Here is a 26,129-nt window from a genome sequence, read left to right as displayed (position 1 = left end):
GGCATAAAAAAAGGCCCCTTCAAGGAGCCTGTCGTCGCGCATGGGTGGCTTATGCCGGATGGTTACACCATCCTGCCCATGCGCGATCCCACCACAATAAGAAGTTCTTTCATAGCCATGTTGGCTGATTAGCCCGTCTTGCCGCATCAGTCAACGCGCGAGTGCAAGAAAAATAGCCAAACCGGCGGCCGGGTGAAATTAAATTAGGCAGATATGGCGGTGCCCGCCGAGGCTAAAGCGCTGCGGGATCGAGTCTTTTCCAGTCATCGCCCATCTGGTTGCGAAACCAGGTCATCTGCCGCTTGGCATACTGCCGGGTCGCGGCGCTCGCCCGCTCGATGACGGTTTCGCGATCCATCTCGCCATTGAGCATGGCTGCGATCTCGCGAACGCCGATTGCCCGCATCACCGGCATTTCGGGGGCAAGGTCAAGCGCCAGAAGGGCTTTCACCTCCTCAACCGCTCCCTGATCCAGCATGGCGGAAAAGCGTCGGTTTATACGATCATGCAGGATCGGGCGCTCCGGCAGAATGACGACTTTCTCCGCCGCATCCGGACGGATCAGCGGCCGCGGCGTCTCCGCCTGATAATCCGCGATCGACCGGCCGGAAGCCTCCTTGACTTCAAGCGCACGCACGATCCGTTGCCCATCGGCGGGTTCCAGCCGCGCCGCCATGACCGGGTCGCGGTCGGCCAGAACATGATGAAGCGCTTCGGGTCCCTCTTCGGCCAGCGCCCGCCGCCAATGCGCACGGATCTTGGCTGGAACCTCCGGCATCTCCGCCAACCCCTCCGTCAGGGCCTTGAAATAAAGCCCCGTGCCGCCAACAAAGACCGGCAACCGCCCCTCGCCTTCCAGCCGATCGATCAGCGCGGCCGCGTCTCGCAGCCATGCGCCGGTGGAATAGTCGGCGCCGGCGGCCACATGCCCGTAGAGGAAATGCGCGATCCCCTCCATATCGTCTGGCGAAGGACGCGCCGTCAGCACCCGTAGCGTGTCATAGACCTGCATGCTGTCGGCATTGATCACGACGCCGCCAGTCTCTCGCGCGCGTCGCAGAGCATAAGCGGACTTGCCGCCCGCCGTCGGCCCGGTTATCAGGATCGCACGCCGTTTGCTTTCCAAGGAATTCGTCATGGTTCTCGTTGCCACGCTTGTCGCCGATCCGTCAAACCCCGTTTTGACCGATGCGCAGCTTTCCAGGCTCTCGAACGCCGTTGCCGTGGACAAGATCGACTGGCTGCGCGCGGGCGTGGCCGTCGACCTCTATCTCGAACATCATGTGATCCGACAGACGGCCGAAAGCGCTATCCGCGAGATTATTGCCGGCGAAGCGATCGACCTCGTGATCCAGCCGCTGATCGGACGCCGCAAGAAGGCGCTTCTGGCCGACATGGATTCGACCATGATCGGTCAGGAATGCATTGACGAACTTGCCGCCGAAGTCGGGCTGAAGGAAAAGGTCGCCGCCATTACCGCGCGCGCCATGAATGGCGAGATCGAATTCGAGCCAGCCGTGCGCGAGCGCGTCTCTTTGCTTGCCGGCCTTGATATCGGCATTGTCGACGAGATCATCGAAAAGCGCATCACGCTGACGCCGGGAGGCAAGGAACTGATCGCGACGATGAAGGCCAATGGCGGCTATACCGCGCTGGTCTCCGGCGGCTTTACCGTCTTCACCAGCCGCATCGGCGCGATGATCGGCTTTGACGAGAACCGCGCCAACACGCTCGTCGAAAGAGACGGCAAGCTGACCGGCCAGGTTGCGGACCCGATCCTCGGCCGACAGGCCAAGATCGAGGCGCTGCATGACGTGGCGCGCAAGCGCGGTATTGCAGAGACCGAGATCATGGCGGTCGGCGACGGCGCCAACGACCTCGGCATGCTGGAACTGGCCGGCTCCGGCGTCGCGCTTCACGCCAAGCCCACGGTTGCCGAAAAGGCCGATATCCGCATCGACCACGCAGATCTGACCGCGCTGCTTTATATTCAGGGATACCACGAAGAGGAGTTCAGACGGTGAAGCTCACTGAAACCGAACGCCTTGTCATCCGCAACTGGGAGGATCGCGACCGCGACCTGTTCCACGAGATCAACGCCGATGAAACGGTCATGGCCTTCTTTCCCATGCGCCGCACCCGCGCCGAGAGCGATGAGATGTTCCACACGGTCCGCAAGGTGATCGCGGACAACGGCTACGGCTTTCCCGCCGTTGAGCTGAAAGGGACCGGGGACGTGATCGGCTTCACGGGGCTGAACAAGAGCTACAGCGCCGACATCTCGCCGAAGGGCACGCCCGAGATCGGATGGCGCATGGCGACCCGTTACTGGGGCAAGGGTTACGCAACCGAGGCCGCGCGCGCCATGATCGCACTGGCCTTCGAGGAGCGCGGCCACGACCAGCTTGTGTCATTCGCTGTTGCAGGGAATGACCGCTCGACGGCGGTCATGGAAAGGCTCGGCATGCGGCGGGACCCTGAGGGCGATTTTGATCATCCCTCGATTCCCGACAGCCACCCCCATCTCAAACGCCACGTGCTCTACCGCCTTCTGAAGGCTGAGTGGCAACGCGACAGCTAGCGCATCGGCCCGAAAATCGGAATCGGTTTTCGGAAAGCACGATGCTTAGATTCAAGAGGTTAGAGCGTCCTTTGTGCGTCCGAATGAACGCACGGCGCTCCAAGACGCTTCCGCTCTTGTTGCGAATCGCGAGAGCGCTCTGTCTCTTTGTTTTTTAAGCGTTTCCGGATGGAGTACCGGGATCCGCTTTTCCGGGCAACGCCCTATTCCAGCACCAGGCTCTTGATGACGAGCGTGCCGTCCGGCTCGGCGACCATGAGCGAGACGCTGCGGCGCCCCTGAGAAATCAGCTCCACAATGCGCGAGCGCACCTCCTGCGGCGTCGTCACGGCGTCCTGGCCGACTTCGGCGATCACCATGCCGGGCATCAGTCCCTCGTCGGCGGCCGCGCTACCCTCTTCCACCTCGCTAATCAGCACGCCCTCGATACCGCCGTCGATCTGGTAGAGCGCACGGCCATTGTCATCGAGTTCGGCAAGCGTCATGCCGTAAAGGCTGACCGGCAGGCCGGGCGTGTCGGCGTCGCCTTCAGCTGTCGGCCTGTCGGCCAGCGCCTCGTCCACCGCTTCCGGCTCTTCCAGCAGTTCAGGCGTAACCTGAACCGTCATGCGCTCGCCGTCGCGGACGATCTCGACGTCCACGGGGTCTCCGACCCGGCCCTCGGCGACGAATCGCGGCAGGTCACGCGGACTGTCGATCGGCTGCCCGTCGAAGGACAGGATGATATCGCCCTCCTTCAGAGATCCGCCATCAGAAGGCCCGCCTTCGATGATCGAGCCCACGGCAACGCCGGCGGGGTCCTCGGCGCCGAGCGAGGCGGCCAGCGCGTCGCTCACTTCCAGCACGCGAATGCCGATCCAGCCCCTGCGGGTGCGTCCGAACTCGACCAGTTGGTCGATGATGTTTTCCGCAAGCTCGCTCGGCACCGAAAAACCGATGCCGATCGAGCCGCCGGACGGCGACAGAATGGCCGTGTTGATGCCGATGACCTCGCCATCCATGTTGAACAGCGGTCCGCCGGAATTGCCCTTGTTGATGGCGGCATCCGTCTGGATGAAATTGTCATAGGGGCCGTCGAGCTCGCGCCCGCGCGCCGAAACGATGCCGAGCGTGACTGAGCCCCCGAGGCCGAACGGGTTGCCGATTGCCATCACCCATTCGCCGATCCGGACCTTGCGCGAATCGCCGAACTTCACCGCCGGCAAAGGCCGGTCGGGATCGACCTTGAGCACGGCAAGGTCGGTCTTGTCATCGACGCCGAGCAGTTCCGCGTCCAGCGTGGCGCCGTCGGAGAACGTCACCTCGATCGTGTCGGCATTCTCGATGACATGGTTGTTGGTGACGATGATGCCCGTGGGATCAATGATAAAGCCGGAACCGAGCGAGGAGAACTGCCGGCTGCGCGGCCCCTCCTCGCCCTCGAAGAAATCCTCGAACAGGTCCTCGAAGGGCTGGCCCTCGGGAACGTCCGGCAGGGGCCGGGTCTCGCCCGTCGGCCCGCCCTCTTCGGAGATGGAGATGTTGACGACGGACGGAAGCAATCCCTCGGCGATGTCCGCAACGGACACATCGGAAAGCGTCTGGGCGCGCGCCGGCATCATCGGCATGGAGACCGGCGAGATGACGGCCACGGCGAGAAGCCCTGCGCCGGCAATGTGCCGGGCCATGACCCGGGAAACCGGGGAATTCAGCTTGACCGTCGTCATCATGCCTCCGTCCTGTCGATTGTCATCATAGCGGAAGGCTCAGCGAAAGCCTATCCGCAGATCAGCCAGACAAGGCCGACGCCGAGCGCCACGGCAATGAGGCCGGTCACGCGCAACGCGCCTTCCGGCACTGTCGGCAACAGCCGCGCCATGGCCACAAGGAGCGAAGGGGCCAGCGCATAGACCAGCCCCTCGATGATCAGATAAAACGCAAATCCGATCAGAACATCCTGAAGCAGCATTACTCGGTTGCCTGCTGCTGGACCTCTTCGGCCGGCGCGCCGCCGGGCAGCGCCGGGCTCAGCGGCAGTGCACTCGCGCCTGACGAGCGGAAGTACTCAAAGAATTCCGAATTCGGCGAAAGAACCATGGTCGAATTCTCACCGAGTACATCCCTGTAGGCGTTCATCGACCTGTAGAAGTAGAAGAACTCCGGATCCTTGCCGTAAGCTTCGCCGAGGACCCGGTTCCGCTCGGCATCGCCCTCGCCGCGCAGAACCTGCGCATCGCGGTCAGCCGCCGACTGGATTTCAACCACCTCACGGTCCGCTGCGGCACGCCGCACTTCGGCGCGTTCGCGGCCGCGCGCGCGCGTCGCCTCGGCCTCGGCCAGACGTTCCGAACGCATCCGTGCGTATGTCTCGTCCGAAACCTCCTGCGTCAGGTCGGTTCTGCGGATACGCACGTCAACGATCGAAATGCCGAGCGCTTCCGCCGCCGGACGGAGCTGGTCGCCGACTTCCTTCATCATGGCTGTCCGCTCGGTCGAAAGCGCTGCCTCAAAGCCGCGCAGGCCGTAGACCCGGCGCAATGCCGAATCAAGACGGGTGCGCAGCCGCGAAACCGCGGCCATGCGATCGCCGGAAACGGACTCGCGGAAGCGCTGTGCGTCCGTGATCCTGTAAACGACGAAAGCATCAACCTCGTAGAACTTGCCGCCCGAAACCTGGACCCGGATATCGTCCAGGTCAAAACGGAGGTCCTGATTGGAGACGAACTGGACCTGATCGGCGCCTGCAAACGAGAACGGCAGTTTGAAGTAAATGCCGGGCTCGGTCTTGACTGCGTAGATCTTGCCGAAACGGATGACCAGCGCCTGTTCACGCGGATTGACCACGAAAATCGATGCGTAGATCAAAAGTGCCAGAGCGACGATACCGCCAAGCAGAACGAATATGCGATTTGAAGACATTATTGGTTCGCTCCCTGGCTGCTCTGCGATGTTGACGAGGATGAGCTGCCGCTCGTATTGGCGGCATTCGTCCTGGCGGCCGCGTTCCGGTCGATCGCATCAAGCGGCAGATAGGGCACAACACCCTCCCCGTCCTCATCCATGATGACGTTCTTGGACCTGGAGAAGACCTCCTGCATGGTCTCCAGATAGAGCCTCTTGCGGGTAATCTCGGGCACGGCAACATAGGTTTCGTAGATCGAATTGAACCGATCCGCCTCACCCAGCGCCTCCATGACCACGCGGTCCTTGTAGGCTGCCGCCGCTTCGCGAATCTGGGCCGCGTCACCGCGCGCCTGCCCCAGTGCCCGGTTGGCATACTGGTTTGCCTCTTCAAGGAAACGATCTTCATCCTGCTCGGCACGCTGGACTTCGTCGAAGGCATCAGCCACCTCGGCCGGCGGCGCGGCATCCTCGATCGAAACGGCGGCAATCGTCAGCCCGGCGCCGTATTCGTCCATCGTGCTTTGAATGATCTGCTTCACATCCTCCGAAATGCCTTCACGATCGTCGCGGAAGACATCCTGGGCCGGCCTGCGGCTGACGACTTCGCGCATCGCGCTTTCGGCAACCTGCTGCAGCGTCTCGATCGGGTTTTCAACGTTGAACAGATAGGCTTGCGGGTCGGTGACGCTGTAGAGCACGGCAAACTGAACATCGACGATGTTCTGGTCGCCGGTCAGCATGATGCCCGTGCGCGCGGAATTCCGCGACCCGATATTGAGCTGCTGTTCCGTGATATTCGCCTTCTCGACAGTCTCCACCGGCCAGAACATGAAATGCAGGCCAGGTCCGGAAACGTCGGCCTTGGGAACGCCGAAGCGAAGCTCGACGCCACGCTCTTCCGGCTGGATCGTATAAACGGATTGCATCACCCAGAAGCCAGCCAGCACGACGATGACGATCATCACCAGGCCGATGCTGAAACCGCCCGGAAACATGCCCTTGAACTGATCCTGGCCCTTGCGGAAGAAGTCCTCGATATCCGGCGGTCCGCCATTGCCGCCGCCGTTGCCGCCGCCACCAGGACGCTTGGGGCCTTGACCCCACGGACCCTGATTGTCGCCGCCGCCACCGCCCCCTCCCCAGGGACCGCCGCCATTCTGATTGCTCCAGGGCATTCACACCTCTTCCAAAATAAACAGTTCCTGGCTGCGGAACCATTGCCGCAGCCGCGCATTGACGCATTCAGCGTTTGTCCCGTTATAGGGACGCAGAAGGTCGCTTTCAACGCGATCGGTCAACTGTGCGGCCAAATCGCGGTAAATTCCTGTTCATCGGGGTTTTCGCGCGTAGACCACGTAGCGCGTCGGATAGTCGTCCCTCTCGCCGGCCGGCAGGTTCTCGCTGCTTTCAGGTTGCCAAAGCGCCGGATCGATCGCAGGAAAAGTGGTCTGCCCGTCCGCTTCGGTTTCCACATGGGTGATGCGCAAACGGTCGGCGAGCGTCATCGCCTGCCGGTATATCTCGCCCCCGCCTTGCACATAGATTTCGTCGAGGCCCTTTTCGGCAGCATCCTTGCGGGCCAGCGCAACAGCGTCTTCAAGACTCGTAACGACAATGCATCCGGGCGCCAGGAAATCCGGGTTGCGCGAGATGATGATATTTGTCCGCCCCGGCAGCGGCTTTCCAATCGACTGATAGGTCTTGCGTCCCATGATCTGGGGCTTGCCCATCGTCAGGGCCTTGAACCGCCGAAAATCCGACCCCAGGTGCCAGGGCATCGCCGCGCCGTTGCCGATCACACCGTTTTTCGCGACGGCGGCCATGATTACGATTTCGGCAGTCATCGACCCCGCCTCCTCACATGTCTGTCGCTCAAACCGCGATCGGCGCCTTGATCGACGGCGCGGCCTCATAGCCCTCGAGGACGAAATCCTCGAAGGTGAAGTCGAAAAGATCGGTGACATCCGGATTGAGCCGCATCACCGGCAGAGGGCCCGGGATGCGGGAAAGCTGTTCGCGCGCCTGTTCGAAATGATTGGCGTAAAGATGGGCGTCGCCGAGCGTGTGAACGAAATCGCCGGGCTTCAGGCCCGTCACCTGCGCCACCATCAGCGTCAGCAGCGCGTAGGAGGCGATGTTGAAGGGGACGCCGAGGAAGATGTCGGCGGAGCGCTGGTAGAGCTGGCAGGAGAGTTTTCCGTCGGCGACATAAAACTGGAACAGGCAGTGGCAGGGCGGCAGCGCCATATTGTCGACTTCGGCCGGGTTCCAGGCGGTGACGATATGGCGGCGGCTGTCGGGATTGGCGCGGATGCCTTCGACAAGTCTTGCGATCTGGTCGATATGGCCGCCGTCCAGCGTCGGCCAGGAGCGCCACTGCGCGCCATAGACCGGACCGAGATCGCCGTTTTCATCGGCCCATTCGTCCCAGATCGAAACGCCGTTTTCCTTCAGATAGGCGATGTTCGTGTCGCCCTTCAGAAACCAAAGGAGTTCATGGATGATCGAGCGCAGATGCAGCTTTTTCGTCGTCAGAACCGGAAAGCCGGCCGACAGGTCATAACGCATCTGGTAGCCGAAGACGGAGCGCGTGCCCGTGCCGGTCCGGTCCGCCCGGTCGGTTCCGTTTTCCAGCACGTGGCCCAGAAGGTCCAGATATTGCCGCATGATGCTCCCTCGTTCAAAATCGGTCTTATCTTCTATCGCGAGGAAAGCGGCCGCGAAAAGGGCATAGGGACGCCTTTCCCCGCCTTTTGCGCGCTACCCCCCTTTGCAGAAGCATTTGAAACACTTATATCAGGCCTGCCGGTTCTTCCGGCTATGGTGATAAACGGCGTTGTAATAAGCTCATTGGACCCGGGGGCGGTACCCGGCGCCTCCACCACAAACAGGCGGTTCAGGCCTTTTTGTGATGGGGGCGAAACAGGATCGACAAGAGTGTAAAGAACGACCTTTTACCCGGCATGATACCACCGTTATCGGGTCAAACGAGTAGTTGCAAATGACAACAAAGCTCAGGGTTACGCTGTAGCTGCCTAATGGCGGTTCCAGAAACCCACCTTAAGTCCTTGCGGGTAGCACTGTAAGGCGGGGTCCGGAGGCACCTGGCAACAGAAGCCTCCACCTGAATTTGAACAAAATCCCCTATAAAGATTGCGCATCGGCATCAGGCGACTTAATTGGCTACAGTCAGAGCGCAATCAAACGGCCAAGGGCGGGAAAGACGTGATGGGGCAAGACCATATTCGCTACGACATTCTGGCACAGGACGCACTGCGCGGCATGGTGCGCAAGGTTCTCGCAGAGGTCGCCGCAACAGGCCACCTGCCCGGTGAGCATCACTTCTTCATCACCTTCCTGACAAACGCGCCCGGCGTGCGCATCTCCCAGGCGCTGAAGGAAAAATACGCCCAGCAGATGACCATCGTCATCCAGCACCAGTACTGGGACCTGAAGGTGACCGACAGCCATTTCGAGATCGGCCTGTCCTTCTCCGATGTGCCCGAGCGCCTCGTCATCCCCTTCAACGCCATCGTCGGCTTTTACGATCCCTCGGTGAATTTCGAGCTCGAATTCGATGTCGCCACGCTGGATCTGGAAGACGAAAAGCCGCTCGAGCCGGAAAACGAGGGTGGTGACGACGACGGGCCCGGCGGCGATGACGGTGCGTCCGTCGTCTCGCTCGATGCCTTTCGCAAGAAGCACTGACAGCCGATGTGCGCCGAGGTCGTCAATCTCAGGATGAGCCGCAAACGCGCGGCACGGCAAAAGGCGGCCGACGGCGCTGCTGAGAACCGGGCGATCCACGGCCGCACCAAGGGTGAAAAGACCCGCGACAGGCTGGAGCGCGAGAAAAACGAACGACGCTTCGAACAGGGCCGCATTGTCCGCATGACCGGAACGCCGGTGGACGGGGACAAGGACGGTTGATCCGCAAACGCTCCGTCAGCCTTCGCGGCCACCGCACGAGCTTTTCCCTCGAAGATGCGTTTTTCGAGGAAATCAAGATGATCGCCAACCGGCGCGCGATCAGCCTTGCCGGCCTTCTGAGCGAGATCGATGACGCCCGGACGCCGGATCTAAACCTCTCATCGGCCGTCCGGCTCTTCGTTCTGGACGACCTCAAGGCCCGGCTCGGCGAATAGAGCATCTCCAGGAAAACCGGATGCGCGCTCCCCCTATTCCGCCGCATCCCGCCGCTCGGGTTCATCCGCCGGCGCGTCCGGGTTGCCGCCCGCCGTCTGCCGGTCGAGATCAGGAAAGGCGACGATGCGCAGGCCGGCAAGACCAGTGTGCTGCACGATCAGTCCCTGCTCCTCGAACCAGTCGAGAAAGCGCCGGGCGCGACGCGCCGAATGCGTGCCGTAGGCGCGCGCGATCATGGCGTCGGAGGGGCAGGCATCGCCGGCAATCGCCGCCTTTGCCAGCATCAGGAACACGCCCTGCAGATCCTCCGTCACATGCGCCAGCAGCGAGACCGCCATCTGCCATTGCTCGCTTTCCACCATCGCCTCGTCCGCGCCCGAACGGGCGATCGCGAGCCGGCGGCGGAAGTCATTCATGGCGAGCGGCGCACCGGATATCCGCTTCATCCGGCCGCGCATCAGGAAATCCTGGTAAAGCTCTGAATCCGAACGGAAAGCTGACTCCGGAGCGCCGGCGATTTCCGCCAGCGTCATCGCGATCCAGTCGTCCTTCTCCTCATCCGACATCATCGGCGCGCGCGGCCCGCGCGCGGGCGCTTCCGGCGTCTCGGCCTCTTCGGAGGACTTCGACAGGGCATCCATGATGTCGACGGTCGGGCGCGGGCGCGGCGCGACCCGGCGGGGGGCGCTCGCCTGACGGGTCATGTCTTCGGGGTCGGGCGTGAAGATCAGATCCTCCACATCCTCCGGCTTTTCCGGCAGCGGCATCAGCTTCGGAGAGGAGGAGCGCGCGGAGGTCTCCACCGGGCCGATCGTCACCGCCAGCGGTCGCCGCGACAGCGCTGGCCCGAGGGCGACGAAATTGCCGCGCTTCAGGTCGCGGAACTGTTCGGCCTGGCGGCGGTCCATGCCGAGAAGATCGGCCGCGCGCGCCATGTCGATGTCGAGGAACGTCCGCCCCATGAGAAAGTTCGAGGCTTCCGCCGCGACATTCTTGGCAAGCTTGGCCAGCCGCTGGGTGGCGATGACGCCGGCAAGACCGCGCTTTCGCCCGCGACACATCAGATTGGTCATGGCCCCGAGCGAAAGGCGGCGCACTTCCTCGCTGACCTCGCCGCCGCCGGACGGCGCGAACATCTGCGCCTCGTCCACGACGGTCAGCACCGGATACCAGTGGTCGCGATCGGCATCGAACAGCGCATTGAGGAAGACGGCGGCGGCGCGCATCTGATCGTCGATCTCGAGACCTTCCAGCGTCAGCACGCAGGAGACGCGATGCTGGCGGATGCGGTTGGCGATGCCGATCAACTCGCCTTCCGAGCGCTCGGCATCGACGACGATATGCCCGAACGCGTCCGACAGGGTGACGAAGTCCCCCTCCGGGTCGATCACCACCTGCTGCACCCATTTCGCCGACTGCTCCAGAAGCCGTCTGAGAAGGTGAGACTTTCCCGAACCGGAATTGCCCTGGACGAGAAGACGGGTCGCCAGCAGCTCCTCGATATCGAGTGTGGCCACGTCACCCGCCGATGTCGTTCCCATATCGATATCGACCTGCACTTCTTGCCTTTGTCCTCTTGTTTGCGTGAGGCCTGTTTGTAACAGGTCAGGAGGGGCTGCGCCGAGGCCTCGCGGCGTTACCCACAGCTTTCCGGGGTGACGATCTTCAGCATCTCGTCGGGCAGGTCGAAGAGCGCGGCAAGGCCGGCCTGGCCGGAGCGCGTCAGCATCAATGCCCGGCCCTCGGCGGCCGGCCGCAGCCAGTGGCGCTCGCAGGAGCGCCGAAGCACCGCCGCGCCGAGCCAGCCGCCGATATGGGGGCGACGCTCGCTCCAGTCGAGACAGGTCCGGCAGAGCGGCCGCCGGCTGTTGCCGGCGGAGGAAAGCGAGATGCCGAATTCCGCGAGAAGCGCCTCTCCCTTGTCGGTCACCATGCCGGCATTGCCGTCGAAGACGACCGCGCCTGATTTCACCATCGAATCGGCGATACCGACCGCGATCGTGCCGGCCATGTGATCATAGCAGGTGCGCGCCAGCCTGAGCGCCGCATCGCGCGGGCCCGTGGGGCGGTAGCGCACCGGACCGATGGCCGAGAGCAGGCTCAGTTGCTCCAGCGTCTCCGCAACCTCCGCCGAGGCCAGGCGGAAATAGCGATGCCTGCCCTGCTTTTCGACAGCAACAAGTTGGCCGTCGACAAGCTTTGCCAGATGATTGCTCGCCGTCTGCGCCGATACGCCAGCGCATTCGGCAAGCTCGCCGGCCGTCAGCGCCCTGCCGCCCATGAGGGCCGCCAGGATATTGGCGCGCGAGACATCGCCGATGAGCGCGGCGACGGCGGCGAGCGTATTTCCCGAAACCATGTTTGTCATGACGCTCAATCTACCACTGCAACGCCTCGCCGTCAGCGTCCGACGTTTCGCCCGCGATCGAAGCATCACGGTCCCCGATCGGGCTATCTCCTTCACCGCCAACCGAAGGAGAGCCCCATGAACGAGACCGTGATTTCCCGCCACGGCACCCTTTTCGTACGCGCCGCAAAACTGGTTCGACACGCGACGAAGACCATCTTCGTTCGCTGGCCGCAGCGGCGCAGGCAGCGACTGCAACTCCTCGAACTGACCGAAGAGCGGTTGCGGGATATCGGCATCGAGCCGCACCAGGCGCGACAGGAGGCAAGCCGCCCGTTCTGGGACTAGATATCATCGGGCGGTTAATCTGAACCGCCCGATGATCCATCTCTTTGTTTGGGCGCATCGGGTTATCGAAAAACTGGTAACCACTTTTTCTCCCGATGCCCTAGCCGCGTCCGCTCTTCAGAAACGCCTCGAAGGCGGCCAGCGTCTCGTCCGAGACGTGATGCTCTATGCCCTCGGCGTCGAGCTCGGCCGCCTCCCGCGGCACGCCGACGGCCAGCAGCAGATCAAGCACCAGCACATGGCGCGCGCGGGCCTTCTCGGCCATGGCCTCGCCGGCCTCCGTCAGGAAGACCCCGCGATAGGGACGCGATGTTGCAAGCCCCTCCCGCTTCAGCCGGGAAACGGCTTTCGCCGCCGTCGGATGGGCAATGCCCATGGCTCTGGCGATATCCACCAGCCGCGCCTCGCCGTGCTCCTCGGTCAGATCCGCGATCAGCTCGGTATAGTCCTCCAGAAGCGCGGAGGCGCGTTCCGAGCGGGCCTTGGAGAATCGATCCGCCTGGTTGTCTGCGCCGTCGCCGTGCATGTCCATTGCGCCTTTCTCCGGTCCATCCTGTTCGCCTTAGCAGTAAGCGCATTGATGTGGCGGAATCAAGTCCGCTTACACTTTAAAGCCAAGGCTAAACTTTTGCACGCGGAGCCCAGAACGGTTCAGTCCGACTGCGAGATGCCCGAGCCGGAACCAAAGCCGTTCGAAACAGCCTTCTGATATAACGCCAATTGACAAAAATGTAGCCTTGGCTATATCTAGAACGATTACAAATCTCCCTTGTGCCAATTCGAAAATGTCAGACCCTCAATCCAGACGTCCCTCGCTGAGTGATCGCACCAACACGGCGATCGAACAGGCCATGGCTTCCGGCCGCATCAAGCCGCGCTCGGCGCTGCTCTTCGTCGGCCCTGCCGTCATCGCATCGATCGCCTATGTCGATCCCGGCAATTACGCGACGAACATCCAGGCGGGCGCCGGCTATGGCTATACGCTGTTGTGGGTTGTGCTGTTCGCAAATCTGATCGCCATGCTGTTTCAGGGCCTGTCGGCCAAGCTCGGCATCGTCACCGGCCGCAATCTGGCGGAAGTCTGCCGCGACGAATTCTCCAAACCTGTCGTCATCCTGATGTGGATCGTCAGCGAGATCGCGGCAATGGCGACCGACCTTGCCGAGTTCCTCGGCGGGGCCATCGGCCTTGCGCTGCTGTTCAACATGCCGCTGATGGCGGGCATGGGGGTCACCGCGATCGTCACCTACGGCATCCTGCTGTTCGAGCGACGCGGCTTTCGGCCGATGGAGCTGATCATCGGCGCGCTGATCGGCGTGATCAGCCTTTGCTACATCGTCGAACTGTTCATCGCGCCCATCGCCTGGGGCGAGGCCGCCTTCCACCTGGTCAGGCCCGAAATCCCCGATGCCACGGCGCTGGCGATTGCCGTCGGCATCATCGGCGCGACCGTGATGCCGCATGCGGTCTTCCTGCATTCCGGCCTCACCCAGCACCGCGTCAAGGTTGGCAACGAGGCCGACCGCCGCCGCGTGCTGCGCTTTTCCAATACCGAGGTGGTGCTGGCGCTCGCCGTTGCCGGCGTGGTGAACATGGCGATGGTGATGATGGCGGCAAGCGCCTTCCACAAGGGTCACAGCGAAGTGGCAGAGATCGAGACCGCCTATCACATGCTGACGCCGCTTCTCGGCGGGATGGCGGCCGGCGCTTTCCTGATCTCGCTGATCGCCTCGGGCATCTCCAGTTCGGTCGTCGGCACCATGGCGGGGCAGATGATCATGCAGGGCTTTGTCGGCTTCCGCATACCGATCTGGCTGCGCCGGCTGATCACCATGGCGCCGGCTTTCATCGTCGTCGCGCTCGGCGTCAACGCCACGCAGGCGCTGGTCGTCAGCCAGATCATCCTGTCGATCGCCTTGCCCGTGCCGATGATCTCGCTGGTGATCTTCACCCGCAACCGGGCAATCATGGGCGATTATGCCAATGGCCGGCTGATCGGCGCGCTTGCGATCCTCGGCGCGCTCGCCGTGCTCTCGCTCAACATCGTGCTGCTGGCGCAAACCTTCGGCGTGCCTATTCCGGGGCTTGCGGCCGGCTAACCCACCGCTGCCTCGGCAACCATCAACCCAAATCCCTGCATCAGCCGCTTGATCTCCGGTCGAACATCGCTGCTGGTGAAGATCGCGACGTCGCGGTTTTCCCCCTCGATGGCGGCGGACGGTCGCTCGCCCAGAACGCGCCTGGCCTGCAGGGCAATCGCTTCGGCCGGGTTCAGCCAGTCGACCGGCCAGGGCGCAAGCTTGCGGAAGCGGTTGGCAAGGAAGGGATAATGCGTGCAGGCGAGCACGACGATATCGGTACGCCGGCCTTCTTCCTCCACGAAACAGGGCGCGATCTCCGTCCACAGCGCCTCATCCGTCACTTCGCCGCCGCTGATATAGGTCTCGGCCAGCGCCGCCAGATATTTCGAGCCGACCAGCCGGGCGTGGCAATGGGTGGCGAAGCTTTCGATCAGCGCGCGGGTGTAATCGCGTTTGACTGTCGCCGGCGTCGCAAGAACCGAGATCAGGCCCGAGGACGTGCGCTCGGCGGCCGGCTTGATCGCCGGAACCGTGCCGACGAAATCGGTTGCCGGAAACCGGGCCCGCAGCGCGCTTCCGGCAAGCGTGAAGGCGGTGTTGCAGGCGATGATGACGCAGGCCGGACGGATATCTTCGAGCAGGCGCTCGAACAGCGCCAGAAGATGGGCAAGCAGCGCCTCTTCGGGCCAGTCTCCATAAGGGAACGCGGCATTGTCGGCGACATAGACGAAGCGCCGGTCCGGCATCAGCATGCGCGCCTCGCGCAGCACGGTCAGCCCGCCAATGCCGGAATCGAAGACCAGGACCGGACCTTCGGCCGCCTCAGCCATCGCTGCCCTCGCCGCCGCGCGGGTTCTTGCGGCTGTATCGGTCAAGCGACGAGATCACCCCGCGCAGCAGGTGGATCTCCTGCATGCTCATGGCGCGGCGGGTAAAGACCGAACGCAGGTTGTCGACCATGCGCAGCTTCTTGTCGGCCGGACGGAAATAGCCGCGCGCATCGAGCGCTTCTTCCAGATGGCCGAAAAAGCCGAAGAGATCCTCTTTGGTCGCGGGCGTCTGCTCAACCGCCTGGAACGGCGTCTCGCTCTCGTCCGCCATGCCGGATTTCATCCACTCATAGGACATGAGCAGCACCGCCTGGGCGATGTTGAGCGAGGCAAAGGCCGGATTGACCGGAAAGGTCACGATCTCGTCTGCCATGCCGACCTCCTCATTGTTGAGGCCCCAACGCTCGCGGCCGAAGAGAATCCCGGTGCGCTCACCGCCGCGATGGCGCTGGCGAAGCGTGCTGGCGGCAACGCTCGGCCCCCTCACCGGCTTGAACCCGTCGCGGCTGCGCGCCGTCGTGGCGTAGACGAAGTTGAGGTCGGATATCGCATCGGCGAGGGTCCGGTGCACCGTCGCGCCGTCAATCACGTGGTCGGCCTTGGAAGCGGCGGCGCGGGCCGTGTCGCTCGGCCAGCCGTCGCGCGGGTCAACGAGACGCAGTTCGGCAAGGCCGAAATTCGCCATGGCGCGCGCCACCATGCCGATATTCTCGCCCAGTTGCGGATTTACCAGAATGATCACCGGCCCTTCGGCGATGAGCGGAAGCTCGCTATTCGTGCCTGCCATGGCATCCTTCTTCATATCGATCGATCGCAGCGGCTTATCGCTCGCCGGACTGATGAATGCAAGACAGAGGCAATCAATCCGGCAAGGTCATGCGGCCATTCGCATCAAGCGGCGAAAAGGGGTTATAGGCGACTTCCCAGAGATGGCCCTCCGGATCGGCAAAATAGCCGCTGTATCCGCCCCAGAAAACCGCCTCGCCCGGCTTCACCACCGTGCCGCCGCACTCCGCGGCAAAGGCGATGGTCTCGTCCACCTGCGCCGCCGATCCCACATTATAGGCAAGCGCAACCCCCGAAAAGGCCGGCTTTTCGTCGGGCAAACCCGAAAGCCCCGCATCCTCCGCCAGCGCCCTGCGGCCGAAAAGCCCGAGGACGATGCCATCGAGGCCGAAAAAGGTCACGCCCTCCTGCGAGGCTGACGACCGCTTCCAGCCGAGCCGCTCGTAAAAGGCGGTCGTGCCCGCCAGATCGTCCACGCCGAGCGTGATCATGCTGATCCTGCGCTGAAAGGTCATCCCGTACTCCCGCTTCGCATTTCGTTCATGCTATGTTCCCACATTTTGACGCGAGAGGCCAGCGGATTTGCGACCGGCCGCGCGGTCAAGGCATTTCAGGTCATGTCCCCGGAACTCCAAAAAAGTGGCAAGAACCAAGCAAATCCTACGGTAATATATTACCGCATTTTTAAAGCATTGAATTATATGATTAATTCATCCATACTGACCAATATTAGAGCTTGACCTTGCGCAAGCTGCTCTCTATACAACCGCCAACATATGCGCCTGGCGTATATGGTCCGGCTTGGAACCCCAAGCAAAGCAACAAAAAACGTCCGTCCCTCGGGCCGGAATGAACTTGAGAGTATCAGAAAATGGTTACCTTCTCCCAGAAGCCTGAAGAGGTGGTGAAGAAGTGGATCGTGATCGATGCCGAAGGCCTCGTCCTCGGCCGTCTCGCTTCGCTCGTTGCCATGCGCCTTCGCGGCAAGCACAAAGCCACCTTCACCCCGCATGTCGATGATGGCGACAACGTTATCGTCATCAATGCCGAAAAGGTCGCGATGACCGGCAAGAAGTACAATGACAAGATGTACTACTGGCACACCGGTTACCCCGGCGGCATCAAGGAGCGCAATGCGCGCCAGATCATCGAGGGCCGCTTCCCCGAGCGCGTCATCGAGAAGGCTGTCGAGCGCATGATTCCGCGCGGTCCGCTTGGCCGTCGCCAGATGAAGAACCTGCGCGTTTACGCCGGCACCAACCACCCGCATGAAGCCCAGCAGCCCGAAGTTCTCGACGTTGCCAAGCTCAACAAGAAGAATGTAAGGAGCGCTTAATGGCTGACCTGTCCGATCTGAAGACGCTTGGCGATGTCGCCACGGCCTCCGAAGCCCCCGCGGCCCCCGTTCACGAACGCAAGGTTGACGATCTCGGCCGCGCCTATGCCACCGGCAAGCGCAAAGACGCCGTCGCCCGCGTGTGGGTGAAGGCCGGTTCCGGCAAGATCACCGTCAATGGCAAGGATTTCACCGAATATTTCGGTCGTCCGGTTCTGCAGATGATCCTGCAGCAGCCGATCGTGCTGACGTCGCGTGCCGGCCAGTTCGACATCGTCGCGACCGTCACCGGCGGTGGCCTTTCCGGCCAGGCAGGCGCCGTGCGTCACGGCATCTCCAAGGCTCTGACCTATTTCGAGCCAGAACTGCGCGGCATCCTGAAGAAGAACGGCTTCCTCACCCGCGACAGCCGCGTCGTCGAGCGCAAGAAGTACGGCCGCGCGAAAGCCCGCCGTTCGTTCCAGTTCTCCAAGCGCTGATTTCAAAAGCCGCTTGCACTTATCGAAAAGGGCCGCAATCGCGGCCCTTTTTGCTGTCCGGCCTCTCGGTCGGCTACGGCCTGTTCTTGTCTTCGAGCACTTGAAGCGTCACTTCCGCCGCCCGCCGCCCGGGCGCAACCGCCGTGCGCATCATCGAAAAGACCGCGTCGAACCCATCGAGCATGGTCTTCCGCTGCGGCGTGTCCCGCGTCAGAAGCTCCATCCACCGTGCCAGCGCGCCGGCCCGCATCGTGTCATCGAAATATTCCGGCACCAGCGGCCGGTCGGCTATGAGATTGGGCAGCGAGGCCGACCAGATGGTGATCTTCTTCAGCATGAACCGGCCGATGAAATCCGCCTTGTAGGCCGAGATGACCGGGATGCCGGAAAGCGCCAGTTCCAGCACCACCGTGCCGGAAGCGGCAACGGCCGCATGCGCGGCGCCGAAGGCTTCCCATTTGGCCGCGTCGCCGACCACGACCTCGGGCTTCACCGGCCAGTCGGCAATGGCGGCGCGCACCATCTCCTCCCGGCGGGTGACCGTCGGCAGCACGAAGCGCGGCATCGCATTGCGCTCGGCATAGATCCTTGCGACATCACGGAAAACCGGCGCCAGAGCGTTGATCTCGCCCGCGCGCGAGCCCGGCAAAAGCAGGATGGTCGGCGCCTCCCCCTCCTCCGGCAAGGCTGTGTTGCCACGGGCTGCCAGCACGCCCGGCTCCTCGCTGAGACGGTGACCGACAAATGTGGTCGGCGGCCCGCCAAGGCGCTGCATCTCCTCCGGCTCGAAGGGCAGCACCGCCAGCACGTGGTCGACATAGGCGAGCATGTCGCGCGCCCGGTATTCCTTCCAGGCCCAGACGCTGGGACAGACATAATTGACGACCGGCAGGTCCGGCAGCGCCTTTTTCACCCGTTTCGCCACGCGGTGGGTGAAATCCGGACTATCGATAATGACGAGCACGTCCGGCCGCGCGGCAATCAGCGCGTCCGCCGTCTGGCGGATACGCCGGATCAAAAGCGGCAGCCGGGCAAGCACCTGGGTAAAGCCCATGATCGACAGGTCGGAATAGTCAAACAGCGAAGCGAGCCCCTGGGCCGTGAGCGCATCACCGCCGACGCCGATAAGTTCCACCGGGCCGGAATGCATCGTCCTCAGCGCGGCAATCAGGTCGCCGCCGAGCAGATCACCGGAAACCTCGCCCGCGATCACGCCAATTTTCAAGCTCTTTGACACGAGTGTCCCTTCCCCTGATGAAATGCCGATATTCAGAGAATGCGGCCCGAGACCTCGCCCGGTTCAAGGCCGAGCAGGAAAAGCCCTGCCCTGTCGGCCTCGGCAATGGCCTCGGCACGGTCCAGCACAAGCGCCCGTCCCGCCTCCACCGTGATGCCGCCCAGCCCGGCGGCAGCGGCAGCCCGCACCGTCTCCGGCCCGATCGACGGCAGGTCGGCGCGCAGATCCTGCTGCGGTTTGCACAGTTTGACAAGAACGCCGCGACGCTTCTGTGAAATCCGGCCAGCCGCGCGCATGGCGCGCACGCGTTCAAGCATCTGGTCGGTGCCTTCCGCGCCCTCAAGCGCCACCACGCGCCCGCCGAGACTGACGGCGCCCTGGCCGATATCCATGGAGCCGATGACGCGCGCCGCGTCGGCGGCGGCCGCAATATCGGCCCGGTCCTCGCGATCCGGCGCCACAGCGCCGAGCGTGCCCGCGGTCGCCAGAAGATCGCCGGCAATATCCTGCGCGGCGATGATTTCAAAACCGTGCCGCTCGAACAGGTCGATCACCATGCGCAACACCTTGTCATCGCCGCCGCTGCGCAGTTTTCTCAGGATTGCGGGCAGAGACCAGATCAGCCGCGCCGTCGGGCGCAGGCTCGTCAGTTCGGGGCGGGAACGCACCCCGCCGGACAGCACGATCCTGCGGATCCCGCGCTTGCGCAGCGCAGCGACAACCGGCTGAAACCCGCCAAGATCGGCATCCATATGTTCGAAATCCGACCAGTCATTGCCGCCCTCGCCGCGCAATTGGACGATGAAGGTCGGCGTTCCGGCGTGCCGCGCGGCTTCGGCGACATAGAGGGGCAGACGGCCGTTTCCGGCGATGATCGCGACCGGCTCCGCATCGCGGGCCGATGTGCCGCTCACGCCTGGCTGCCCCGGCGGCGCGAACCCGGTGTGGTCAGCGCCCGCTCGCTGTCACGGTCGAGAATGAAATCGATGATCTCGCGGGCAGCGCCCTCAAGCGCGTCCGGCCCGCTGCGCAGCGCCCGCGCATTATCCAGAACCGTCCCCGCCGAAAAGATCGCCTGGTAGGCCCGCCGCACGGCATGAACCTCGCCTTTGCTCATGCCGGCGCGCTGCATGCCGACAACATTCAGCCCGCCCATGAAGGCCGGATTGTCGACGACCATCGCATAGGGGATGACGTCGTTGACGACCCCCGCCAGCCCGCCGATGAAAGCCTGGCGGCCGATCTGCACGAACTGGTGGATCGCCGCGCCGCCGCTCAGGATCGCCCGGTCGTGAACCACCGCATGGCCGCCGATCATGACATTGTTTGAAAGGATCACGTGGTTGCCGATGCGGCAGTCATGGCCGACATGGGAATTGGCCAGAAACAGATTGTCGTGGCCGACAATTGTCTCGCCGCCGCCATGGGAGGAACCGGTATTGACGGTGACGCCCTCGCGGAAAATGCAATTGGCGCCGATCTCGAGGCGCGTATCGCTGCCATCGTGGCGAATGCTTTGCGGCGCGCCGCCGATGACCGCCATGGGAAAGACCGCGCAGCCATCGCCGAGCCGCGTGATGCCCTCGACCACGGCATGATGGTGAAGCTTCACATTGTCGCCGAGCACGACATTCGCCCCGACATAGCAAAACGCGCCGATCGCGGCATGTTCACCAATCACGGCTCCGTCCTCGACAATGGCAGTCCTGTCGATTTTCGCGGAGCTGGAAATCCTGGTCATTCTTCGTCCTTGCGCACCATCATGGCGCCGATATCGGCTTCGGCGACGAGCTGGCCGTCGACAAGCGCTTCGCAGTGGAACTTCCACACGCGCCGGCGCTGTTTCTGTTTGACGACCTTGAACCGCACCTGATCGCCCGGCACCACGGGCTTGCGGAAGCGGGCATTGTCGATCGTCATGAAATATACGAGGTTGTCGACCTCATCGGCCTTGCGCGCGCAGATCGCGCCGGCCGTCTGGGCCATGCCCTCCACGAGCAGAACGCCTGGCATGATCGGCATTTCCGGGAAGTGGCCCTGAAAATGCGGCTCGTTGGCCGTCACATTCTTGATGCCGACCGCACCGTCGTCGCCGTCGATCTCGATAATCCGGTCTACCAGAAGAAAAGGGTAACGGTGCGGCAGGAACTTCATGATCTCCAGAAGATCCATCTTCCCCATCGATGTCTTCGTCTCGTCACTCACCTTGCTTGTCTCCCGATTTGGCGGCGCGTCGGGCGATCTCCGCCACGTCCCGCAGATAGTCCCGGATCGGCCGGGCCGGATTCCCCCCGATGCGGGCGCCGGCCGGCACGGAGGTCAGCACCCCGCTCTTGGCGGCGATCTGCGCGCCGCTGCCGATCTCGATATGGCCGTTAAGCCCGGCCTGACCGCCGATCATCACGCCATCGCCGATCCTGGTGCTTCCGGCAATGCCGACCTGGCTGACAATACCGCAATGCCGGCCGATCTGCACGTTATGGGCGATCTGCACCAGATTATCGATCTTGGTCCCCTCGCCGATCACGGTATCGTCCATCGCGCCGCGGTCGATCGTGGTATTGGCGCCGATCTCGACATCGTCCTGAATGATGACCCGGCCGATCTGCGGCAGTTTCACCATGCCGGTCGGCCCAGGCGCATAACCGAAGCCGTCCTGACCGATGCGCGCGCCGGTGTGAATGATCACATTATTGCCGATCAGCGCATTGGAGACGGAAACATGCGCTCCCAGGGTGACATTGCGGCCAATCTTGACATCCGCTCCCACGACCGCGCCGCACAGGATGCGACTTCCCGCGCCGATCACGGCGCGCGCGCCGACCACGGCGAACGGCGCGATCTCCACGCTTTTTTCGATCACCGCCGTATCGTCAATAACGGCCTGCGCGGAGATGCCGCTTTGGCGCTGCATCACCGGCTGCGGCCGCATGGCAGCCGGATAGAGCTGTGCCGCCGCGCGGGCAAAGGCAAGTTGCGGCATATCGGAAACGAGCGACGGCAAGGACGCCGGAATATGCTTCTTCATCTCCGGGGAACAGATCACCGCCGCCGCCCTGCAGCTCTTCAACTGGTCAATGCTGTTCCGGGACAGGATGTAGCAGATATCATAGGGACCGGCGCGATAGATCGGCGCAACGGATTCCACCATCCGCTCGCCGGCATCCGCGTTCGACAAAACAGATCCGATGCGCGACGCCAACTCGTCGAGACGAATCGACTGCCGCGCACCGAAAAACTGGTTCTGATCCATTCAATCTCTCCAGAACGGAAACGATATGAGCTCTGGACAGCAATATCAGAAGGTGTTGGCAATTCCGAACCGGAACCGCTGGGTTTCGTCGAAATCTTCCTTGGCGAAGGGAATGGCGTAGTCGAAGCGCAGGTCGCCGAAGGGCGAATTCCAGATGAGGCCGACGCCGCCGGATGCACGGATCGAGAAATCCGTTCCCTCGATGGCCGTATTGGCAAGCTCAACGGCATTGCCCCAGGCCGAACCGGCATCCACATAGGCCGCCCCGCGCAGATTGATATCCTCAGGGATACCCGGCAGCGGGAAGTTCGCCTCGGCCGAAATCGTGGTGTAGTACTGCGAGCCGAGCGCATCGCCCTGCTGCACCGTGCGCGGACCAAGGCCGTTCTGCTTGAAGCCGCGGATTTCCTGACCGCCGATCGTGAACTGGTCGAACACGTTCAGATTGCTGTCGAACGGTGTCACGAGACCGCCGCGCGCCGTCAGCGAACCGATAATGTCGGCCTGATCGGAAATCATCTGATACCAGCGAACCTTACCCGTCAGCGCATAATAGTGAGAGTCGCCGCCAAGACCGGCCACGGTATTGGTGAGATTGGCGAGAATGCCCTCGCGCGGCTGCTGGTAATTGTCGACGCTCGAGAAGTTGAAGGCCTGCTCGACCGAGGACACCGTCCACGGGCTGCCGTCGATCAGGTTCTGGAAGATCGGAGACAGGTTGTTCGGGTTCTGCCAGTCGCCCGTACCTTTATATTCGAACTGCTGATAGACATATTTGATCGTCGAGCTCAGCTCGTCGGTCAGCGGCGCCGTCAGGCGGATATCGCCGGCCGTCTCCGCATAGGTATAGTAGTCCTGCGAAGCCGAATAGGCGCGATAGAGATCGAAACCTGCCGCTACGCGATAGCCGAGGAAGAAAGGCTCGGTGAAGGAGAAGTTGTAGATCTGCGAATCGTTGTCGCCGAGACCGGCCGACGCGCGGATGAACTGGCCGCGGCCAAGGAAGTTGCGTTCCTGCACCGAAAGCTCGACAACCAGCGAATCGCCTTCAGCATCGTAGCCGGCGCCGATCGAGAACGCGCCGGTCGGCTCGTCGGTCACATCGACGACGATGACGACGCGGTCCGGCGCGCTGCCGGGCTGCGTCGAGATATCGACATTGCTGAAATAACCCAGCGCCTCGAGGCGACGCTTGGCGCGGGCGATCATTTCGCGATTATAGGCATCGCCCTCGGCGAGGTCGAACTCGCGGCGGATCACATAATCGCGGGTGCGTGTGTTGCCGACGATCTCGATGCGCTCGATATAGGCGCGCACGCCCTGGTCGATCTCGTAGTTCACCGAGAAGGTGTCGTTGCTGAAGTTGCGATCGCCGCGCGGATTGACCTGCGCGAAGGGATAGCCCTGCGAGGAAACCGATGCCGCGATCGATTCCGAGGTCTTCTGAATGTCGTCGGCATCGTAGATCTTGCCGGATCTGGTCTTGATGTCGCCCTTCAGCGTGTCGATATCGACGCCTTCCACGGTCGAGGCCACGCCGATGTCGCCGAAGCGATAGCGATCGCCCTCGGACATGGTGAAGGTGATCGAATAGGAATTGTCTTCCTCGTCATAATCGACATCGGTCGAAATCAGACGGAAATCCGGGAAGCCGTGATTGTTGTAGAACTCGCGCAGCAGGGTCTCGTCGTGACGCACCTTGTCCGGATTGTAGATATCCTTGCGGGTCAGGAAGGACAGCGGCGTCGAGCGCTTGGTCGAGATCACCGAGGCAAGGCGCGCGTCGCCGAAGGTGTTGTTGCCCTCGAAGTTGATCTTCCGCGTCTTTGTGCGGCCGCCCTCGTCGATGACGAAGGCCACGTTGATTCGGTTGTCCTGCACGGTCGCGGTCTCGATGGAGACCTCGACGTCGGCGCGTCCGATCTGCGCATAGGCGTCCTTGATGCGCTGGATGTCGACCTGGGCCTGCGCCTCGTTGTAGGGGCCGAGCGAATGCAGCTGGACAACGCCTTCGAGCTTCTTGTCGTTGACCTTGCGGTTGCCGTTGAAGACCACCTGGTTGATCAGCTGGTTCTCGGTAACATTGACCACAAGCGTCGAACCGGAGACCGAAATCTTGACATCGGAGAAATAGCCGGTGCTGTAGAGATTGCGGATGGACTGGTTGATATCGGCATCGGTGAAGCTGCGCCCCGGCTGGATGGTCAGCTTCGACCTGATCGCATCAGAACCGGCCTGGCCCGTTCCGTTGACCACGACATTGCTGACAACAGCGGCATATGCGCTTGTGGGCACAGCAACGGCGGCGACGACCCCCCCGGACACGGCGACTGCCAGCGAAAGCGCCGCACCTGAAACTGTGTTCAAAAATCTTGAACCGGCCATGCTACTATCTACCCTTTATGATCGCTCAATATCAGCGTTTTATAGGCTTCGTGGTCTTTTGTTCTAAAGACTTCACACCCCCACGCAATAGAAAGCCGTGCGACTTATGCAACTTCCGCCCCAAGCGTGGCCAAATCGCCACGATCTTTTCGACTTATGGTAAACGGAAGGCTACACCAATCGACAACCTGTCTCCTACGCGTTTCCTATCATCTCCCGCGCCAAAGGCAAGGCCACAATCTCACAACCGGCGACCTTCGACAAGATCATAGGCCCGTCCTGTTAATCAAACAGTGTCAAAGGGTTAAAATGTAAACCTCAGCCCATCCGGCCCAGCGTGTCGTTCCATGTGGCGAAAACCATCAGCGCCAGAACCAGAAACAGCCCGACCCGGAAGGCGAATTCCTGGACGCGGGCCGACAGAGGCCGGCCGCGAACCGCCTCGATCGCATAGAACAGCAGATGACCGCCGTCCAGCATCGGCACGGGAAGCAGATTGAAGAGGCCGACCGAGACGGACAGAATCGCCGCGAAATTGGCGAAAGCGACGATGCCGAGCGAGGCCATCTGCCCCGCCATCGTCGCCACGCGCACCGGGCCGCCGATCTGGTCCGCCTTCATCCGTCCGGCAAAGACGTTGGTAATATAGTCATAGGTGCTGACGACGATGTGCCAGCTCTGCAGCGCGCCCTGCCCGATCGCCTCCAGCGGCTGGTAGCGCTCCACCCTGAAATTGCCCGAGTCGCGCGTTCCGACCACGCCGATCCGGCCGAGCTCCATCGCATTGCCGAACTGGTCCTCTTCCTCGATTCGCTCCGGCACCACCGTCATTTCGATCGGCGCGCCGTCGCGTTCGACGGTCAGGTCGATCGGCACGCCCGGCCTGACGCTCACATAGCGCACCACCGCATCGAAGGTCCCGACCTTCTGGCCGTCCAGCGCCATCATGATATCGCCGGGCTTCACGCCCGCCGCCGCCGCCGGGCCGTCCGGCACCACTTCGCCGACCACGGGATCGGAGACCCCGCGCCCGTAGACGGAGAAGATGACGGCGAAAATGGCGATCGCCAGAAGGAAATTCGCGATCGGACCGGCGGCGACGGTCAGCGTCCGCTTCCACAGCGCCGCGCCGTTGAACGTCCTTGCCCGCTCCTCCGGCGGCAGCGCCTCAACGCCGGCGAAATCCGGGCGGCTTGCGGCATCCTCGTCGCCGTAAAAGCGCACATAGCCGCCAAGCGGCATGGCGCAGACTTTCCAGCGCGTTCCATGCCTGTCCGTCCGCCCGACAATCTCCGGGCCGAAGCCGAGCGAAAAGGCCAGAATGCGGATGCCGCACCAGCGCGCCACGAGGTAGTGGCCGAGCTCGTGGAAAAAGACGAGAAAGGAGATCGCGACCAGAAAGGCAACGATCATTCCGGGCGCGTTTGTAAATCCGAT

At 62.6% G+C, this 26,129-nt stretch carries 30 protein-coding genes and 1 other RNA gene; 10 read left to right on the top strand and 21 right to left on the bottom strand.

Annotation, left to right across the window (positions count from 1 at the left end; translation table 11 throughout):
- Positions 1–232 precede the first annotated feature (232 nt).
- Positions 233–1,138 carry a tRNA (adenosine(37)-N6)-dimethylallyltransferase MiaA gene (gene miaA, locus AZF01_RS08165; protein ID WP_061449661.1) on the bottom strand — a complete coding sequence of 302 codons (906 nt, stop codon included), beginning with the start codon at positions 1,136–1,138 and terminating at the stop codon, positions 233–235.
- Between miaA and serB the strand changes: the two genes are divergently transcribed.
- Together serB and AZF01_RS08155 are read left to right on the top strand one after the other, a co-directional pair.
- Entirely contained in the window at positions 1,137–2,024 is an 888-nt protein-coding gene (gene serB / locus AZF01_RS08160) for a phosphoserine phosphatase SerB (RefSeq protein WP_024707929.1), read from the top strand. The genes miaA and serB overlap by 2 nt on opposite strands.
- Positions 2,021–2,581, top strand: a complete 561-nt coding sequence (locus tag AZF01_RS08155) for a GNAT family N-acetyltransferase (protein WP_024707930.1) — start codon at positions 2,021–2,023, stop codon at positions 2,579–2,581. The genes serB and AZF01_RS08155 overlap by 4 nt, the downstream gene beginning before the upstream one ends.
- Positions 2,582–2,784: 203 nt before the next feature.
- Here the strand turns inward: AZF01_RS08155 and AZF01_RS08150 are convergent, their stop codons facing one another.
- Genes AZF01_RS08150 through AZF01_RS08125 form a run of 7 tightly spaced genes read right to left on the bottom strand, consistent with a single transcriptional unit; the run spans position 2,785 to position 8,131 of the window.
- Positions 2,785–4,287, bottom strand: coding sequence for a Do family serine endopeptidase (locus tag AZF01_RS08150; protein WP_161633027.1), 1,503 nt, complete (start codon positions 4,285–4,287; stop codon positions 2,785–2,787).
- 50 nt (positions 4,288–4,337) lie between these two features.
- Positions 4,338–4,529: a DUF2065 domain-containing protein gene (locus AZF01_RS08145; protein WP_036236965.1), complete on the bottom strand. Its 192-nt coding sequence runs from the start codon at positions 4,527–4,529 to the stop codon at positions 4,338–4,340.
- Positions 4,529–5,479, bottom strand: coding sequence for a protease modulator HflC (gene hflC, locus AZF01_RS08140; RefSeq protein WP_024707933.1), 951 nt, complete (start codon positions 5,477–5,479; stop codon positions 4,529–4,531). The genes AZF01_RS08145 and hflC overlap by 1 nt, the downstream gene beginning before the upstream one ends.
- On the bottom strand, positions 5,479–6,639 hold the full coding sequence (gene hflK / locus AZF01_RS08135) for an FtsH protease activity modulator HflK (protein ID WP_024707934.1): 1,161 nt from the start codon (positions 6,637–6,639) through the stop codon (positions 5,479–5,481). The genes hflC and hflK overlap by 1 nt, the downstream gene beginning before the upstream one ends.
- The gene (locus tag AZF01_RS24640; RefSeq protein WP_256389215.1) at positions 6,640–6,774 is read right to left on the bottom strand and encodes a hypothetical protein; all 135 of its coding nucleotides are present in this window, start codon (positions 6,772–6,774) and stop codon (positions 6,640–6,642) included.
- An 18-nt stretch (positions 6,775–6,792) separates the two neighbouring features.
- On the bottom strand, positions 6,793–7,308 hold the full coding sequence (locus tag AZF01_RS08130; protein ID WP_024707935.1) for a dihydrofolate reductase: 516 nt from the start codon (positions 7,306–7,308) through the stop codon (positions 6,793–6,795).
- 28 nt (positions 7,309–7,336) lie between these two features.
- A complete protein-coding gene (locus AZF01_RS08125) occupies positions 7,337–8,131 on the bottom strand; it encodes a thymidylate synthase (RefSeq protein ID WP_024707936.1) in 795 nt (264 codons plus the stop codon).
- Positions 8,132–8,229: 98 nt separating this feature from the next.
- Between AZF01_RS08125 and ssrA the strand changes: the two genes are divergently transcribed.
- The 4 genes from ssrA to AZF01_RS08105 all read left to right on the top strand — a co-directional run bounded on the left by ssrA (position 8,230) and on the right by AZF01_RS08105 (position 9,609).
- Positions 8,230–8,589, top strand: a transfer-messenger RNA (tmRNA) gene (gene ssrA / locus AZF01_RS08120).
- Between the two features lie 103 nt (positions 8,590–8,692).
- The gene (locus AZF01_RS08115) at positions 8,693–9,172 is read left to right on the top strand and encodes an SspB family protein (RefSeq protein ID WP_024707937.1); all 480 of its coding nucleotides are present in this window, start codon (positions 8,693–8,695) and stop codon (positions 9,170–9,172) included.
- Between the two features lie 6 nt (positions 9,173–9,178).
- Positions 9,179–9,394, top strand: coding sequence for a DUF4169 family protein (locus AZF01_RS08110; RefSeq protein ID WP_024707938.1), 216 nt, complete (start codon positions 9,179–9,181; stop codon positions 9,392–9,394).
- The gene (locus tag AZF01_RS08105; protein WP_024707939.1) at positions 9,391–9,609 is read left to right on the top strand and encodes a ribbon-helix-helix domain-containing protein; all 219 of its coding nucleotides are present in this window, start codon (positions 9,391–9,393) and stop codon (positions 9,607–9,609) included. Before AZF01_RS08110 ends, AZF01_RS08105 begins: the two co-directional genes overlap by 4 nt.
- 33 nt (positions 9,610–9,642) lie before the next feature.
- On the opposite strand, the gene AZF01_RS08100 is transcribed toward AZF01_RS08105, so the two are convergent.
- Positions 9,643–11,169 (bottom strand): ATP-binding protein, encoded by a 1,527-nt coding sequence (locus AZF01_RS08100; RefSeq protein WP_024707940.1) that lies wholly within the window; start codon positions 11,167–11,169, stop codon positions 9,643–9,645.
- A gap of 77 nt (positions 11,170–11,246) precedes the next feature.
- A complete protein-coding gene (locus AZF01_RS08095; protein WP_152534514.1) occupies positions 11,247–11,978 on the bottom strand; it encodes a helix-turn-helix transcriptional regulator in 732 nt (243 codons plus the stop codon).
- Between the two features lie 117 nt (positions 11,979–12,095).
- Between AZF01_RS08095 and AZF01_RS08090 the strand changes: the two genes are divergently transcribed.
- Positions 12,096–12,305 (top strand): DUF1127 domain-containing protein, encoded by a 210-nt coding sequence (locus AZF01_RS08090; RefSeq protein ID WP_024707942.1) that lies wholly within the window; start codon positions 12,096–12,098, stop codon positions 12,303–12,305.
- A 100-nt stretch (positions 12,306–12,405) separates the two neighbouring features.
- Here AZF01_RS08090 and mntR read toward each other — a convergent pair whose 3' ends face one another.
- Positions 12,406–12,837 (bottom strand): manganese-binding transcriptional regulator MntR, encoded by a 432-nt coding sequence (mntR, locus tag AZF01_RS08085; protein ID WP_024707943.1) that lies wholly within the window; start codon positions 12,835–12,837, stop codon positions 12,406–12,408.
- A 253-nt stretch (positions 12,838–13,090) separates the two neighbouring features.
- On the opposite strand from mntR, the gene AZF01_RS08080 reads away from it, so the two are divergent.
- Positions 13,091–14,404 carry an Nramp family divalent metal transporter gene (locus AZF01_RS08080; protein WP_024707944.1) on the top strand — a complete coding sequence of 438 codons (1,314 nt, stop codon included), beginning with the start codon at positions 13,091–13,093 and terminating at the stop codon, positions 14,402–14,404.
- Here AZF01_RS08080 and murI read toward each other — a convergent pair.
- The 3 genes from murI to AZF01_RS08065 form a co-directional block, all read right to left on the bottom strand.
- Positions 14,401–15,216 carry a glutamate racemase gene (gene murI / locus AZF01_RS08075; RefSeq protein ID WP_024707945.1) on the bottom strand — a complete coding sequence of 272 codons (816 nt, stop codon included), beginning with the start codon at positions 15,214–15,216 and terminating at the stop codon, positions 14,401–14,403. The genes AZF01_RS08080 and murI overlap by 4 nt on opposite strands.
- Entirely contained in the window at positions 15,209–16,003 is a 795-nt protein-coding gene (locus tag AZF01_RS08070) for an RNA methyltransferase (protein ID WP_024707946.1), read from the bottom strand. The genes murI and AZF01_RS08070 overlap by 8 nt, the downstream gene beginning before the upstream one ends.
- 73 nt (positions 16,004–16,076) lie before the next feature.
- Positions 16,077–16,517, bottom strand: a complete 441-nt coding sequence (locus AZF01_RS08065; protein ID WP_024707947.1) for a VOC family protein — start codon at positions 16,515–16,517, stop codon at positions 16,077–16,079.
- Positions 16,518–16,873: 356 nt separating this feature from the next.
- Between AZF01_RS08065 and rplM the strand changes: the two genes are divergently transcribed.
- Complete coding sequence (rplM, locus tag AZF01_RS08060; RefSeq protein ID WP_024707948.1) at positions 16,874–17,338, top strand: 50S ribosomal protein L13; 465 nt, start codon at positions 16,874–16,876, stop codon at positions 17,336–17,338.
- A complete protein-coding gene (gene rpsI / locus AZF01_RS08055) occupies positions 17,338–17,817 on the top strand; it encodes a 30S ribosomal protein S9 (protein ID WP_024707949.1) in 480 nt (159 codons plus the stop codon). The genes rplM and rpsI overlap by 1 nt, the downstream gene beginning before the upstream one ends.
- Positions 17,818–17,890: 73 nt before the next feature.
- Here rpsI and lpxB read toward each other — a convergent pair whose 3' ends face one another.
- The 7 genes from lpxB to rseP all read right to left on the bottom strand — a co-directional run bounded on the left by lpxB (position 17,891) and on the right by rseP (position 26,105).
- Positions 17,891–19,054 carry a lipid-A-disaccharide synthase gene (gene lpxB / locus AZF01_RS08050; protein ID WP_024707950.1) on the bottom strand — a complete coding sequence of 388 codons (1,164 nt, stop codon included), beginning with the start codon at positions 19,052–19,054 and terminating at the stop codon, positions 17,891–17,893.
- 32 nt (positions 19,055–19,086) lie between these two features.
- Entirely contained in the window at positions 19,087–19,968 is an 882-nt protein-coding gene (locus AZF01_RS08045; protein ID WP_024707951.1) for an LpxI family protein, read from the bottom strand.
- The gene (lpxA, locus tag AZF01_RS08040; RefSeq protein WP_024707952.1) at positions 19,965–20,795 is read right to left on the bottom strand and encodes an acyl-ACP--UDP-N-acetylglucosamine O-acyltransferase; all 831 of its coding nucleotides are present in this window, start codon (positions 20,793–20,795) and stop codon (positions 19,965–19,967) included. Before lpxA ends, AZF01_RS08045 begins: the two co-directional genes overlap by 4 nt.
- Entirely contained in the window at positions 20,792–21,259 is a 468-nt protein-coding gene (fabZ, locus tag AZF01_RS08035) for a 3-hydroxyacyl-ACP dehydratase FabZ (protein ID WP_024707953.1), read from the bottom strand. The genes lpxA and fabZ overlap by 4 nt, the downstream gene beginning before the upstream one ends.
- The gene (gene lpxD, locus AZF01_RS08030; RefSeq protein WP_024707954.1) at positions 21,252–22,307 is read right to left on the bottom strand and encodes a UDP-3-O-(3-hydroxymyristoyl)glucosamine N-acyltransferase; all 1,056 of its coding nucleotides are present in this window, start codon (positions 22,305–22,307) and stop codon (positions 21,252–21,254) included. The genes fabZ and lpxD overlap by 8 nt, the downstream gene beginning before the upstream one ends.
- Positions 22,308–22,352: 45 nt before the next feature.
- Positions 22,353–24,692 (bottom strand): outer membrane protein assembly factor BamA, encoded by a 2,340-nt coding sequence (gene bamA, locus AZF01_RS08025; RefSeq protein ID WP_024707955.1) that lies wholly within the window; start codon positions 24,690–24,692, stop codon positions 22,353–22,355.
- A gap of 318 nt (positions 24,693–25,010) precedes the next feature.
- The gene (rseP, locus tag AZF01_RS08020) at positions 25,011–26,105 is read right to left on the bottom strand and encodes an RIP metalloprotease RseP (protein WP_036236968.1); all 1,095 of its coding nucleotides are present in this window, start codon (positions 26,103–26,105) and stop codon (positions 25,011–25,013) included.
- Positions 26,106–26,129 lie beyond the last annotated feature (24 nt).

Source organism: Martelella sp. AD-3, from assembly GCF_001578105.1.
Lineage (GTDB): Bacteria > Pseudomonadota > Alphaproteobacteria > Rhizobiales > Rhizobiaceae > Martelella.
The sequence above is the reverse complement of the archived record's forward strand: the minus strand, read 5'-3'. Positions and strand labels throughout refer to the sequence as shown.